We start from the raw sequence: 13500 nt of genomic DNA, 5'->3' as shown, positions 1-13500 counted from the left end.
AAGCGGCATGCCGGTAACGGACGCAGCGTTGCCGCATTTCGAGGCAGTGGCCAACTCGTGCCGAATTTGTGCTGCTATGACCGTGCTGGGAGGCGGCCGGTAACATTTAAAAAGTTAAGTTGGCTATACTCCCTGCCATGAAATTTTTCCGGACATTGCTCCTCCTGCTGCTTTGCGCTGTGCTGCCCATCAGTGGGCTGGCAGCTAGTGGGCTGACCGGCGAATGTCCGATGCAGATGAATATGGGCGCCGACGACAGCGGTGCGATGTCTTCGGAGATGCCTGGCTGCGAAACCATGCAATCCTCGCAGCCGGGGAAAGCCAAAGGCTTCTTCTGCAAGGTAACGGCGCAATGCCAGCTTGGTAGTCTGTATCACCCGGTATCCACGACTGAAGTAACCCGCCCCGCCGGGCTCTCCAGCCCCATCGTATTCCACTACGCGCAGTCGCTCACCGTCCGTGAACTGGCCGGTCTGTGGCGACCTCCGCGCGCCATCTAATCCCTTTCTGACAGGTTCACCGCACTTGCGGTGAGGTCGTCCTGCGTTCAGGACGTGGATTCCCGTTGGGATTCCGCCGTTGGGGTTAGAACATGCCTTTAATTATTGGCGCGCCGTCATACCGGCGTGCACCTATGCGCGCGCGGTCGCTTTTCGCCGCGCTGATTCTCGCGAGCGCTGCCGCTCGCGCTCAGGAAGCACCCGTCACGCTTGATGCGGCGCTGCAGTCCTCTACTGACCGCTCTTCCACCATGGGGGCTGCGCTGGCTTCGGTACGCGCCAGTTCGGAGGCGGCCGTCCGAGCTGGCCAGCTGCCCGACCCGACGCTTAAAGCAGGTGTCGACAACCTGCCGGTGACCGGGCAGCAAAAACTTACAATCGGCCAGGATTTCATGACGATGCGCCGTATCGGCATCGAGCAGGAATGGGTGTCAAGCGACAAGCGCCAACTCCAGTCCGCATTGGCGAATGATGTGGTGGACCGCGAGCGGGCCGGGTACCTGGGCCAGCTCGCGAATACACGCCAGCAGACCGCAACAGCGTGGCTGAGCGCGGTCTATGCAAAGAAGGCGGTTTCGCTTCAGCAGAGACTCGTTGACCACATGACTCATGAACTGGATGCAACGAGAGCGTCTTATCGTGGAGCAAAAGCGACTGCCGCCGATGTGACGCAGGCCCACGCGATGCTCGCGCAGACCCGGGACCAGTTGCTGAAGGCGCAGCAGACGTTGCAGACCGCGCTTATCGGCCTTTCACGGTGGACGGCGACGTCCGTTTCGGACGTGACCGGCGAGCCGCCGGCGCCGCAGTCCTATGTGTCATCGCTGCCGCCGGAGGAACTGAGTCAAGTGCAACCGGTGCTCATCGCAGCATCACGGGACATTGCGGTCGCCGATGCCGACACGGCCGTAGCGAACAGCAACCGCAGCCCCAACTGGACGTGGGGAGTCGCCTACCAGCAGCGAGGTGGAGCGTACTCGAACATGGTGTCGGTCGGCGTCAGCATTCCACTTCCCATCAATCGCAAGAACCTCCAAAACCGAGACGCCGCCGAGAAGGCGGAACTGGGCACCAAGGCGCGGCTGATGTACGAGGACGCGCAGCGGCAAGTGGAAGCGGACATCCGGGCGCAGTCTGCCACTCTCGCGAGCGGTCGCGAACGCATCGCGAATCTCACTGATTCTCTGCTGCCGGCTGCGGGCCAGCGCGTGCGCCTCGCGGCCGCCGCATACCGGGCAGGTACTGGCTCGCTTGCCGATACCTTTGCAGCGAGGCGGTCGCAGCTCGACGCTGAACTTCAGGTCCTGGACCTGCGGCGCGACGTGTCCCAGACCTGGGCACAGCTCGAATACCAGGTCGTGCCCACCTCGATGTCCGTGGGTCAGTGAAGGAGAACCGCATGCAAACAAAACAACTGGCACGCGCGGCCCTGATGGTGTTTGCCGCAGCGGCGCTGCTCGGTGTCGGCTATGTCGCCGGTACGCGTCGTCCGGCGTCAGATGGGGCAGGCGCCGTCGCCGCCGCCAAGTCCAGCGACAAGGTGGACCCGAAGACGGGGCGCAAGGTGCTGTACTGGCACGACCCGATGGTCCCGGCCCAGCACTTCGACAAGCCGGGCAAGTCGCCTTTCATGGAGATGCAGCTCGAGCCGGTCTTCGCCGACGAAGGCGGTGGCGCCACCGGCATCAAGATTGACCCGGGCCTCCAGCAGAATCTCGGCATCCGCTACGCGACTGTTCGCCGACAGGAGACGTCGGACGGGTTCGACGCCGTTGGCACCACCCAGTTCGATGAATCGCACTCAGACGTCGTGCAAACACGGGTGACGGGCTACATCGACCACCTCTACGCCAGCGCGCCAATGCAGCGGATTGCGAAGGGCGCACCGGTTGCGTCTCTGTTCGTCCCCGACTGGCTGGCACCACAGGAAGAGTACCTCGCGCTCAGGCATAGTGGGATGGACAGCAGCATGCTGGAAGCCTCACGCGCGCGTATGCGTGCGCTGTCGATTCCGGACGGCGTCGTCGCGGCCCTGGACCGGTCCGGCAAGGCGCAGACACATGTCGTGCTGTCGTCGCCGGAAACCGGCGTCGTGAGCGAACTGAACGTCAGGGATGGTGCGATGGTCACTCCAGGGCAGACGCTCGCGAAGGTAGCTGGGCTCTCGAAGCTGTGGCTCATCGTCGAAATCCCCGAGGCGCTTGCACTCAGTGTGCAGCCGGGCATGACGGTGGACGCGACGTTCTCGGGCGACCCCACACAGCATTTCAACGGACAGATTCGCGAAATCCTGCCCGGCATCAGCACAAGTAGCCGCACCCTGCAGGCACGCCTCGAAATCGACAACACCGCGCTGAAACTCACGCCCGGCATGCTGATGCGTGTGCATGTCGGTGGGCAGAAGGCGGTTTCGCGCCTGCTCGTCCCGTCCGAGGCAGTCATCACGACGGGGAAGCGCTCTGTCGTCATCGCGAGAAACAGTGATGGCCGCTTGCAGCCCGTTACGGTCACGGTGGGCAACGATGTCGGCAATGAAACCGAGGTGTTGAGCGGTCTGAGCGACGGCGAGCAGGTCGTCGCCTCCGGCCAGTTCCTAATTGACTCCGAAGCTAGTCTGAAATCGGTCCTGCCACGCTTGGAAGGTAGCGCAGGCAGCAGTCCGGGAGCTCCTGCGCGGGCATCCCAGCCCACTGCCGCCCAAGCATACGAGACCACGGGTACGGTCGAGAAGGTGACCGCCAGCGACATCACGTTTTCGCACCAGCCGGTTCCGGCTCTGAACTGGCCCGCAATGACGATGACCTTCAACAAGCCCGCGCCCAATGCATTTCCGGATGTGAAAGCAGGCCAGACGGTGCACTTCGTCTTCAGGCAGTCCGGCGATGGCTACCAGTTGACGAAGGTCGAACCCGCCGGAGGTGCCCAATGATTGCGCGCCTCATCCGCTGGTCCATTCACAATCGGTTCCTTGTATTGCTCGCGACGGTGCTCGTTACGGCGTGGGGTGTGTATTCGGTCACCCAGACCCCGCTCGATGCGCTGCCCGACCTGTCCGATACGCAGGTCATCATCAAGGCTTCGTACCCGGGCAAAGCGCCGCAGGTCATCGAGGACCAGGTGACCTATCCGCTCACCACGACGTTGCTCGGCGTGCCGGGTGCGAAAGCCATCCGCGCCTATTCGGCGTTCGGCGATGCGTTCGTCTACGTGCTGTTCGACGACAAGACGGACCAGTACTGGGCACGTTCGCGCGTGCTTGAATACCTGAATCAAGTGCAAAGCCGCCTGCCGCCGGGGGCGATGGTCTCGCTGGGACCCGACGCGACCGGTGTGGGCTGGGTGTACGAGTACGCACTCGTCGACAAGACAGGACAGCACGACCTCGGACAGCTGCGCGCGCTCAATGACTGGTTCCTGAAGTTCGAACTGAAGTCGGTGCCGGATGTGTCCGAAGTCGCGTCTATTGGCGGCATGGTGCGCCAGTATCAGGTTGTGCTCGACCCGGACAAGCTGCGTGCGTATGGCATCACCCAGGCAATGGTGGCCGACGCGCTGGGCAAGGCGAATCAGGAATCAGGCGGCTCCGTCGTCGAACTCGCCGAGTCCGAATACGTGGTCCGCTCTTCCGGCTACCTTCATTCGCTGAATGACTTTCGCAACGTCGTGCTGCGCACGAACGATGCGGGGACGCCCGTGCTGCTCGGCGACGTGGCGCGCATCCAGATTGGTCCCGAGACTCGCCGTGGCATTGCCGAACTGAACGGCGAGGGCGAAGTCGCTGGCGGCGTCATCGTCATGCGTTCCGGCAAGAACGCGCTGACGACCATCGAAGCGGTGAAAGCAAAACTGGCTGACATGAAGCGGTCGTTGCCGTCTGGCGTCGAGGTTGTCACGACCTACGACCGCTCACAGCTCATCGACCGCGCGGTGGACAACCTCAAGGACAAGCTCATCGAGGAGTTCATTGTCGTTGCGCTGGTGTGCGCGGTCTTCCTGTTTCATCTGCGCAGTGCGTTCGTGGCCATCCTGTCGCTGCCTCTCGGCGTACTGGCCGCGTTCATCGTGATGCGCTACCAGGGCATCAATGCGAACCTAATGTCGCTTGGCGGCATTGCGATTGCCATCGGCGCGATGATTGACGCTGCCATCGTGATGATAGAGAACGCGCACAAGCATCTGGAGGCGTTCGAGCACGAGCATCCGGACGCGTCGATAACAGCCGCGCAGCGTTGGGAACTGATTGCGAAGTCCGCCGCCGAGGTGGGGCCCGCGTTGTTCTTTTCGCTGCTCATCATCACGCTGTCCTTTATTCCCGTGTTTTCGCTGGAAGGACAGGAAGGCAAGCTGGTCTCGCCGCTGGCGTACACGAAGACGTACACGATTGCGGCCGCAGCCGGGCTGTCTGTGACGCTCGTGCCCGTCCTGATGGGCTATCTCATCCGGGGCCGCATTCCCCATGAAAATGCCAACCCCATCAACCGCGTGCTGATTCGACTCTACAGGCCGCTGCTCGAGGCAACCCTTCGACACCCGTGGCTTGCGATTGGGGTTGCCGTGGTCGCACTGGCTGCGACCGTGTTCCCGGTATCGCGTCTCGGGGGTGAGTTCCTGCCGCCACTCGATGAGGGCGACCTGCTGTACATGCCGACCGCGCTGCCGAGCATTTCGACCGAGAAAGCGAGCGAGCTGCTGCAGCAGACTGACCGGCTCATCAAGACCGTGCCGGAAGTGGCGACCGTGTTCGGCAAATCGGGACGCGCAGACACCGCCACGGACCCCGCACCGGGTCTCGAGATGTTCGAGACGACAATTCAGTTCAAGCCACGCAGCGAGTGGCGACCCGGCATGACGCCGGAAAAGCTGGTCGATGAACTGGACCGGACGGTGAAGGTGCCGGGCCTGTCAAATGTATGGGTTCCGCCTATTCGCAACCGCATCGACATGCTGTCGACGGGCATCAAGACGCCCGTCGGGGTTAAGATTTCGGGACCCGACCTGACGCAAATCGACAGGATTGCGGCGCAGGTTGAAGCGGCGGTGAAGGACGTTCCAGGCGTGACCTCAGCGCTCGCCGAACGCCTGAACGGTGGCCGGTACATCGACATGGACATCGACCGGCTTGCGGCAGCACGCTATGGCCTGTCGGTGGCCGACATCCAGTCGGTCGTATCGTCGGCGGTGGGTGGTGAAAACATTGGCGAGGTCATTGCCGGTCGTGAGCGCTACCCCATCAACATCCGCTATCCACGCGAGGTCCGGGATTCGCTTGAAAAGTTGCGGCAACTGCCGGTCGTCACAGACCGGGGCGCGCAAATCCAGCTCGGCGATGTCGCGCATATCGCCATTGCCGACGGCCCGCCGTCGATTCGCAGTGAGAATGCGCGGCTTTCCGGTTTCGTCTACGTCGACATTCGCAACACGGACCTGCAGTCGGCCGTGAAGGCAATGCAACGCGTCGTCGCGGAGAAGGTGGTGTTGCCGCCGGGCTATTCGATTGCGTGGTCGGGTCAGTTCGAGTACCTGGAGCGCGCGGCGGCGAAACTGCGCACGGTGATTCCGGTGACGCTCGTCGTCATCTTCGTGCTGCTGTTCCTTACCTTCAACTCGGCGGCCGACGCGCTGCTGCTGATGTCGACGGTGCCGCTTGCGGTGGTCGGCGGCTTCTGGCTCATCTGGATTCTGGGGCATGCAGTATCCGTTGCCACTTCGGTCGGCTTCATCGCTCTTGCCGGCGTGGCGGCCGAATTCGGCGTTGTGATGTTGCTGTACCTGAAGGGCGCGCTAAATCGTAGGCTCGAAGCCGGTGAGCCAATGACCGAGGCACTTCTGCTTGATGCGATTCGCGAAGGCGCCGTATTGCGCGTGCGACCCAAGGCTATGACGGTCGCGGTGGTGCTGGCGGGTCTTATACCCATCATGGTCGGACACGGTGCCGGTTCGGAAGTCATGCAGCGCATTGCTGCACCAATGGTCGGCGGCATGGTCACGGCGCCGCTGCTGTCGATGTTCGTTATTCCCGCCGCCTGGTTCCTGTTACAGCGCCGACGCGCAAGACAGGCGAGCGCAGCCCGTTCTTCCGATGCAATACCTTCCGGCACGAGAGTGCCATCTACCCAAACCGGAGAAGTTCAATGAAGAAACTGATTGTTGCGTCCGCTGCGTTTGCCGTTGTCTTTGCTGCCCCGGCATTCGCCGGCGACGATATGGCAGGCATGAACATGTCCACGAAGCCGGTGGCTTCGAAGACGTCGTCGAAGACCGCACTCACCGATGCAGAGGTCAAGAAGGTGGACCCTGAGACTGGAATGGTCACGCTGAAGCACGGAGCGCTAGAGAACGTCGGCATGCCGCCGATGACGATGGCATTCAAGGCGAATGACGCTGCGATGGTCAAACAGGTCAAGGAAGGCGACAAGGTGAAGGTCCGCGTCGAAAACGTTGACGGTACGCTGACCATCGTAAAACTGGAAAAGCATTGATGAGGTACTGATACCGGACCACCGGCTCATCGTTTGTGGTGAACCTGTAGTCCGGTCTTCGTGAGAAACCAGCGGTGCGAACGACATCAATCAGCGCCCAGCGGGGCGTCGGCTACCTGAAGGATACCTTCAACCGTGCGTTGCGAGTCGCACTCGGCATGCTGATTGCACTGACGTCACTGGCCGTCCACGCAGTAAGTGAGTCCGACCTGCTTCCGCCTGAACAGGCCTTCCCGTTGGAGGTCACGCTCAGCGCGCCGCAACAGGTCGTGCTCGATTTCGACATACAACCCGGCTATTACCTATACCGGGACAGGTTCAGCTTTGCGGCTGACGGCACTCCGATAAAGCCGGACGAGATGCCGCCCGGCGAACTGAAAAACGACCCGACTTTCGCCATGGTCACGGTTTACCACCGACCGGTGCAACTCCGCATTCGTTTGTCTCGCCCCATCGCGACCAGCGTCGTGTTGTCTGTCACGTCGCAGGGATGCGCAGACCTGGGTGTTTGCTATCCGCCGCAGACCCGAAGCTATCGTTTGTCGCCCGACGGCTCCGTTTCTTCCGTCGCAACAGGGAGCAATGCTCCAGCTGCCGTCGTCGAATTCCCGAGCACTGACGAGAGCCAGTCGCCGACGGTTTTTGGTATTAACCTCCGGCCAGCCAACGGCATTTCCTTGCGTGAACTGCTGGGCTTTTTGTTCGCCGGCCTGCTGACGGCCGGCACAGTGTGCATGTATCCGCTCATCCCCATTGTGACCGCCGTAATCGGTGGAACGCGGGAGCGGTCATCCCTGTGCCAAGGCTTTGCGTTGTCGCTCGCTTATGTGCAAGGACTGGCAATCACCTACGCGGTCGCCGGCACCATTGCCGCGCTCATCGGCATCCCGTTGGTGGCGATGACGCAAAAACCCTGGGTGCTGGGCGCGTTTGGTGGGCTGATGGTGCTGTTCGCGCTGGGGATGTTCGGCGTATTCCGGCTGCAGCTGCCGGCCAGCTGGCAAACCAGAATCACGGCGTGGAGCAATCGGCTGTCTGGCGGGCGCATCCTTCCGGTGTTCGTGATGGGCATGCTGTCCGCACTGATTGTCGGGCCGTGTTCCACGCCAGTACTGGCAGGTGCGTTGCTCTACATCGCGAATAGTCGCGACGTTCTAGGCGGAGCTCTGGCTTTGTACGTGATGGGCATCGGAATAGGCCTTCCGCTATTGGCAGTCGGCACCTTCGGTGCACGCATGCTGCCGAAGTCCGGCCGGTGGATGGTTGCGATACAGAACACACTGGGCGTCATGCTGCTAGCCGCTGCATTGTGGTTTGTCTATTCGCTTCTGCCAGGCTGGCTGCTGATGATACTGGTCGCACTGTTGCTGACCAGTTGCGGCATGATGCTGCGCGCCATTGACCCAATACCGCCCGATGCGCCCGGTATTTCCCGTGTGGGAAAGGCGCTCGGTGTATTGCTGCTGGTCGCCGGAGTCGCCGAGTTCGTTGGTGTTGCATCTGGCAACTTCGACGTCCTCGAACCGCTCGGTGGCACGATGCGCGCGTCGTCATCGGCGAACGGAAACTTGGATGCAAATGCAACAGTGCACTTTGAAGCGGTACGGACAAATGCCGAGCTGGACCAGGCGCTGAAAGCAGCGGATGGCCAGCCTGTTATGGTCGATTTCTATGCGGACTGGTGCATCGGCTGCAAGGAGCTCGAGCGCTTCACATTTACCGACCCGCGCGTCATCGGCGAATTCACTCACTGGAAGTTGCTGCGTGTCGACGTGACAAAAAACACTGCAGAGGACACGGCGATGCTGCGTCGCTTCCGACTCTTTGGACCGCCGGCCTTGATTTTCTATGACCGGAACGGCCGGCAAGAGCCCGATGCCCAACTCGCAGGATTCGTTGGTGCCGATGCGTTCCTCGCGCATCTGAAGCAATGGGGGAAGTAATGTTGAGTCAGCACACAAGTTCGACGACGTGTCGTAGCGATGTGCTGCGGCAGCGCCTATACTGAAATCTATGAAAGTCTGGGCCAAATTCGTCGCTTGCTTTCTAATTGCGTGGTTGCCATTGCTCGGCTACCCGGCGCAGGCGGCGCTTTGCCCGACGGTGTCGTCGGTAACCGCCCATCAACAGATGCAAGCCTCACACGTGTCGGACATGGTGCCGTGCGAGCACGGTCCAAAACAACAAACCATGACCACCCCGCCTGGATGCCACGGCAGCATGGGCGGCCTCGTTTGCGGTGTGCCTGCCATACCCGTCACGTACGCCGTTATGGTTGTCCTTTCCTCGCCTGTCTATCGGGCTGTCGCCCGCACCTTCGCAGAACAGTTCATTCCCGAACTGCCGGCGCCTCCTCCTCGCTCGCTGTAACTCCTTCTCGACCAGGTTCGAACGGTTCCATGCCGTGGCTCGCGCACGTCTGCCACGAACGTGACGAACGTCGACCTCCAGTTCGTCAACTGCATTCGCAGTGACACGATTAAACCGAATCCGGAGAGTTATATGACCACGAAATTTCTACGCGCAGCAGCGCTGTCGTCACTGCTGTTGACCGCTGGCAATGTCGCCATGGCGGCCGGTGGAACAGGCAACAGCCCCAGTTCACCAGCGCCCACACGAGAACACGGCTCCTCCATGATGGGGATGGGCGGAAGCATGATGGGTAGCTGTCCCATGATGAGCAGCAATATGGGACTGGACCCGAAGACTGCGATGCGCATGCACGGCGAAATGATGAAAGCGATGGGCGACATCATGCTCAAGTATGCCGACCAGGCTAGAACGGCACCATAGAAGTGTGCGGACTTTTTCTCCACACGGATATTCAATCTAACTTCAGTAAGGAAGCAACCATGAAGTGCAATACAAAGACGATGGTGGCGATGGGACTTGCGTTCGGATTGATACTCGCGCTCGGCTACTGGGCGCTGCCCCAGTTCCGAGGGTCACTGACGTCACTCATCCTGGTCGCCTGCTCGCTGGTGTGCCCGCTGTCGATGCTGTTCATGATGCGAGGCATTCAATCTGGTGCCGACAAGCCGGACGCACGGGATGAAACGGTGAGGGGGCAGAAATCATGACCTGATTCTTGCGAGACATATTTAATCCGCAGTGAGCAGCACGACCTCGCTTTTGTCGCGCTGCTCCTGCGAACGAAGCGACAGAGGAAATCATGTTCGACAACGCTCGGATACTCAACGTCGTCATCGTCGTCTTCGCCGCCATTGGCCTTATCGCTGTGCTCGGTGCCGTTGGCATGGCGGTGCTGCACGTGAGCATCATGCATGGTCTGCGGTCTTGCAGCGAGGCGATGCGTCTCTGGCGATAGCGGCTGGCCTGTGAAAGAGGAGAGTTGCAATGAAAAATCGGATAAGCAAAAAAGAGGAGCATCAGGCGCGCGCAGCGCGTTCCCCGGTACTCATCGCAGCTAGGTGGCGCCTCGTGGTGGTGCTGGTCTTGCTGATTCTTGTGATACCTGCGGCAGTTGTTCTGGGGCCTTTCTTCGCACGGTACCCGGTACTTAGTTCGACGCCCGGGAAAGCGGGTCTGCAAGAGCAGTTGCATTCGGAAACTGCGTGGCACGCGGGGATGTTGCGTCCTGATGGGTTGCGCATTATTCCCAGTGGCCGGTCGGATGCGTCACACGTCCTGAACCCAAATCAATTTGCTGATAAGGACGTAAGGCATTCCTACTGGGTCGCGACCCAGATTCCTGCGACGCTCAACAAGCTCTATTGCTGGTGCGGTTGTGAAAATCGCGGTGTACACCGCTCCAATCTTCAATGCTTCGAAGACCAGATGGCGGTGACATGCGCGGTTTGCCAGGGTACGGCAGAGATAGGCTTGCGGATGACACAAGCTGGCGTTCACGACGCGGGCAAGATTCAAGCTGCAGTGGATAGGAGGTGGGCACCAAACGGGCCAAACGGATAGCAGCAGACGGTTTCGCTAACGATTAACCGCTGAGGAGGACGACATGGAACTGAAATGCGTTGTTGCCATTGTCAGGCTCGATGTAGTGGAAGCACTGGAACGGAAGTTGGGCGCCATTCACATCCATGGCGTGACCGTCACCAAAGTGCGGGGATTCGGCGTACATCCGAATTACTTTGCCGACGATTGGACGACGGAGCACATCAAGATTGAAATCTTTGCGCAGGCGGAGAACGTCGATGCGCTTGTGAAGACCATCATGGATGTCGCACATGTCGGCGCGGGTGGAGATGGGGTCGTTGCGGTGATTCCGGCGGAGAAATTCTTCCGCATTCGCAGTCAAGCGGAAGCGATACCGTAACTCGATGGCGGACATCGGTCCGCCGTCGTGTGACGCTTGACGTTCCCATTGCGGGAAGGTCTAGAAACAGAGATTTACGGCCGATTGGCTGGCCAGACAAAGGCGGCTGAGATGAACATTGGTGAAGCGGCGAGAGCATCCCGTGTGTCGGCGAAGATGATTCGCCACTACGAGCGGACTGGACTTATCAAGCCAGCGGGCCGCACCGGGTCGAATTACCGCGTTTTCAGCTCGACCGATATCGAAATTCTTCGCTTTGTGAAGCAGGCGCGTCATCTTGGTTTTTCGATTAGTCAAATCGCTACCATGCTTGCGCTGTGGCAAAACCGCAGCAGGCCCAGCGGCGAGGTCGAGCGCTTGATTAACCAGCATCTCGCGGAGCTAGACTGCCGGATTCGCGAGATAACTGCGATGAAGCAGACCATGGAAAATCTGGCAATTCACTGTCGCGGCGACTCGCGGCCGGAGTGTCCGATACCGGATGGACGTTCAGTGCTACAGAAGTGATAAGGACGATGCCGCTTCGTCGCAGAGCCACACCAATACGAAAGCCGCCTCCGCAGGGAAGGCGGCTGATTCAGTTACGATGTCCGCTGGTACCAGTGTCGCGATGAGTTGACCACCTTGACGACGACCAGCATGACCGGCACTTCGATGAGCACGCCGACCACTGTTGCCAGTGCCGCACCGGACTTCAGACCGAACAGGCTGATGGCAGTCGCAACAGCGAGCTCAAAGAAGTTGGACGCGCCAATCAGGCAGGACGGTGCAGCAACGTCGTGCGACACGCCCAGTTGCCGGTTCGCCAGGTAGGCGAGCGACGAGTTGACAATCACCTGAATCAGGATAGGCACCGCGAGCAGCAGGATGACGAGAGGCTGAGCAATGATTTGCTCACCCTGGAACGCGAAGAGCAGCACAAGTGTCAGCAGCAGCGCAGCGATGGAGAACGGACCAATCTTCGAGAGCGCTTTCTGGAAGGCCTGCTCGCCCTGGCGTAGGAGCGTCTTGCGAATAACCTGCGCAATGATGACGGGGATGACGATGTAGAGCACCACCGAGGTCAGCAATGTATCCCAAGGCACCGCTATGTTCGAGATGCCGAGCAGCAGACCCACGACCGGGGCAAACGCGAACACCATAATCAGGTCATTCAACGCGACCTGGGACAGCGTGAAGTACGGGTCACCTTTCGTCAGTTGACTCCAGACGAAGACCATCGCTGTGCAAGGCGCTGCAGCCAGAAGAATCAGGCCGGCCACGTAGCTGTCGAGCTGGTCAGCGGGCAGCAGCGACGCGAATACGTGCCGCACGAAGACCCATGCCAGAAACGCCATCGTGAACGGTTTGACCGCCCAGTTGATGACCAGGGTCACGCCAATGCCTTTCAGCTGGGTGCGAACCTTGCCGAGCGATGCGAAGTCAATGCGCAACAGCATCGGAATAATCATGACCCAAATCAGAATCCCAACGGGGATGTTGACGTGGGCGAACTCCAGCGTGGATACGGTGTGGACAGCGCCGGGCAACAGCTTGCCGAGAACGATGCCGACCACAATGCAAAGCGCGACCCACACGGACAGATAGCGCTCGAAAAAGCCGATGCCGCTCGGTGCCCGCCGCGCGACTTTCGCGACTGTTTCACTGCCTGCCATCGTTACTCTCCCTTCTCACGCAGCGACGTGCCGATGTTCTGCATTTCCTGCTGGACCGCAACACGGTCCAGCTTTTCAAACGGCAGATTTGCGAAGAGGTCAATGCGCTTCTTCATCTGCACGTAGGCCTGCAAGAATGCCTTGCGCTTGGCGTCGTCAGAGCCTTCGACCGTCGAGGGGTCAGGTACGCCCCAGTGTGCTTTCGCAGGGTGACCTGGCCAAATCGGACATACCTCGCCGGCTGCGTTGTCGCAGACAGTAAAAATGAAATCGATTTGCGGTGCGCCGTCTTCAGCGAACTCGTCCCAGCTCTTGCTGCGCAGCCCTTCGGTCGAAATCCCCTGTGAACGCAGCAGGTCAAGTGCAAAAGGGTTTGGAGCCGTCCCAGGATGGCTGCCGGCGCTATAGCCCACGAAGCGGTCGCTCGCGAGTTCGTTCAGTGCGGCTTCCGCCAGAATGGAGCGCGCGGAATTGTGGGTACAGAGGAATAGGACGTTGTACTTTCGGTGTTCTGTCACAGACTTCTCCTGACGACGTCTGGTCGCGGTGGAATTGCTAACTCGATATCTCCA

General features: G+C 60.4%; 14 protein-coding genes. 12 read left to right on the top strand and 2 right to left on the bottom strand.

The annotated features are described in order from the left end of the window. Positions 1 to 137 precede the first annotated feature (137 nt). The 12 genes from AWB68_RS16440 (at position 138) to AWB68_RS16385 (ending at position 11780) form a co-directional block, all read left to right on the top strand. Positions 138 to 500: a hypothetical protein gene (locus AWB68_RS16440; RefSeq protein WP_087645412.1), complete on the top strand. Its 363-nt coding sequence runs from the start codon at positions 138 to 140 to the stop codon at positions 498 to 500. Positions 501 to 592: 92 nt separating this feature from the next. Further along, a complete protein-coding gene (locus tag AWB68_RS16435) occupies positions 593 to 1888 on the top strand; it encodes a TolC family protein (protein WP_087645411.1) in 1296 nt (431 codons plus the stop codon). Positions 1889 to 1899: 11 nt separating this feature from the next. After that, the gene (locus tag AWB68_RS16430; RefSeq protein ID WP_087645410.1) at positions 1900 to 3429 is read left to right on the top strand and encodes an efflux RND transporter periplasmic adaptor subunit; all 1530 of its coding nucleotides are present in this window, start codon (positions 1900 to 1902) and stop codon (positions 3427 to 3429) included. Then, positions 3426 to 6635, top strand: coding sequence for an efflux RND transporter permease subunit (locus tag AWB68_RS16425; RefSeq protein ID WP_087645409.1), 3210 nt, complete (start codon positions 3426 to 3428; stop codon positions 6633 to 6635). The genes AWB68_RS16430 and AWB68_RS16425 overlap by 4 nt, the downstream gene beginning before the upstream one ends. Further along, a complete protein-coding gene (locus AWB68_RS16420; RefSeq protein ID WP_087645408.1) occupies positions 6632 to 6979 on the top strand; it encodes a copper-binding protein in 348 nt (115 codons plus the stop codon). Before AWB68_RS16425 ends, AWB68_RS16420 begins: the two co-directional genes overlap by 4 nt. 74 nt (positions 6980 to 7053) lie before the next feature. Beyond that, positions 7054 to 8922: a protein-disulfide reductase DsbD gene (gene dsbD / locus AWB68_RS16415; RefSeq protein ID WP_235028365.1), complete on the top strand. Its 1869-nt coding sequence runs from the start codon at positions 7054 to 7056 to the stop codon at positions 8920 to 8922. Between the two features lie 559 nt (positions 8923 to 9481). After that, positions 9482 to 9772 carry a hypothetical protein gene (locus tag AWB68_RS16405; protein ID WP_087645437.1) on the top strand — a complete coding sequence of 97 codons (291 nt, stop codon included), beginning with the start codon at positions 9482 to 9484 and terminating at the stop codon, positions 9770 to 9772. A gap of 59 nt (positions 9773 to 9831) precedes the next feature. Beyond that, positions 9832 to 10059 (top strand): DUF2933 domain-containing protein, encoded by a 228-nt coding sequence (locus AWB68_RS16400; RefSeq protein ID WP_087645405.1) that lies wholly within the window; start codon positions 9832 to 9834, stop codon positions 10057 to 10059. 92 nt (positions 10060 to 10151) lie between these two features. Then, on the top strand, positions 10152 to 10307 hold the full coding sequence (locus AWB68_RS48225; RefSeq protein WP_160110023.1) for a hypothetical protein: 156 nt from the start codon (positions 10152 to 10154) through the stop codon (positions 10305 to 10307). 29 nt (positions 10308 to 10336) lie between these two features. Then, positions 10337 to 10912 carry a PCYCGC motif-containing (lipo)protein gene (locus AWB68_RS49490; RefSeq protein WP_235028364.1) on the top strand — a complete coding sequence of 192 codons (576 nt, stop codon included), beginning with the start codon at positions 10337 to 10339 and terminating at the stop codon, positions 10910 to 10912. Between the two features lie 43 nt (positions 10913 to 10955). Further along, positions 10956 to 11273, top strand: a complete 318-nt coding sequence (locus AWB68_RS16390) for a P-II family nitrogen regulator (RefSeq protein WP_087645404.1) — start codon at positions 10956 to 10958, stop codon at positions 11271 to 11273. 111 nt (positions 11274 to 11384) lie between these two features. Beyond that, a complete protein-coding gene (locus AWB68_RS16385) occupies positions 11385 to 11780 on the top strand; it encodes a MerR family DNA-binding protein (RefSeq protein WP_087645403.1) in 396 nt (131 codons plus the stop codon). 74 nt (positions 11781 to 11854) lie between these two features. Here the strand turns inward: AWB68_RS16385 and arsB are convergent, their stop codons facing one another. Next, a complete protein-coding gene (gene arsB, locus AWB68_RS16380) occupies positions 11855 to 12928 on the bottom strand; it encodes an ACR3 family arsenite efflux transporter (RefSeq protein WP_087645402.1) in 1074 nt (357 codons plus the stop codon). 2 nt (positions 12929 to 12930) lie between these two features. Then, positions 12931 to 13446 carry an arsenate reductase ArsC gene (locus tag AWB68_RS16375; protein ID WP_087645401.1) on the bottom strand — a complete coding sequence of 172 codons (516 nt, stop codon included), beginning with the start codon at positions 13444 to 13446 and terminating at the stop codon, positions 12931 to 12933. Positions 13447 to 13500: the final 54 nt, after the last annotated feature.

The sequence above is a fragment of the Caballeronia choica genome (assembly GCF_001544535.1).
Classification (GTDB): Bacteria; Pseudomonadota; Gammaproteobacteria; order Burkholderiales; family Burkholderiaceae; genus Caballeronia; species Caballeronia choica.
This window is presented reverse-complemented; position numbering and strand designations above follow the sequence as displayed.

Bases quoted from the DNA above. Each gene is read 5' to 3' on its own strand.
- AWB68_RS16385 (WP_087645403.1), top strand. From the start codon at position 11,385: ATGAACATTGGTGAAGCGGCGAGAGCATCCCGTGTGTCGGCGAAGATG.
- AWB68_RS16420 (WP_087645408.1), top strand. From the start codon at position 6,632: ATGAAGAAACTGATTGTTGCGTCCGCTGCGTTTGCCGTTGTCTTTGCT.
- AWB68_RS49490 (WP_235028364.1), top strand. From the start codon at position 10,337: ATGAAAAATCGGATAAGCAAAAAAGAGGAGCATCAGGCGCGCGCAGCG.
- AWB68_RS16430 (WP_087645410.1), top strand. From the start codon at position 1,900: ATGCAAACAAAACAACTGGCACGCGCGGCCCTGATGGTGTTTGCCGCA.
- AWB68_RS16405 (WP_087645437.1), top strand. From the start codon at position 9,482: ATGACCACGAAATTTCTACGCGCAGCAGCGCTGTCGTCACTGCTGTTG.
- AWB68_RS16400 (WP_087645405.1), top strand. From the start codon at position 9,832: ATGAAGTGCAATACAAAGACGATGGTGGCGATGGGACTTGCGTTCGGA.
- arsB (WP_087645402.1), bottom strand. From the start codon at position 12,928: ATGGCAGGCAGTGAAACAGTCGCGAAAGTCGCGCGGCGGGCACCGAGC.
- AWB68_RS16425 (WP_087645409.1), top strand. From the start codon at position 3,426: ATGATTGCGCGCCTCATCCGCTGGTCCATTCACAATCGGTTCCTTGTA.
- AWB68_RS16390 (WP_087645404.1), top strand. From the start codon at position 10,956: ATGGAACTGAAATGCGTTGTTGCCATTGTCAGGCTCGATGTAGTGGAA.
- AWB68_RS16435 (WP_087645411.1), top strand. From the start codon at position 593: ATGCCTTTAATTATTGGCGCGCCGTCATACCGGCGTGCACCTATGCGC.
- AWB68_RS16440 (WP_087645412.1), top strand. From the start codon at position 138: ATGAAATTTTTCCGGACATTGCTCCTCCTGCTGCTTTGCGCTGTGCTG.
- AWB68_RS48225 (WP_160110023.1), top strand. From the start codon at position 10,152: ATGTTCGACAACGCTCGGATACTCAACGTCGTCATCGTCGTCTTCGCC.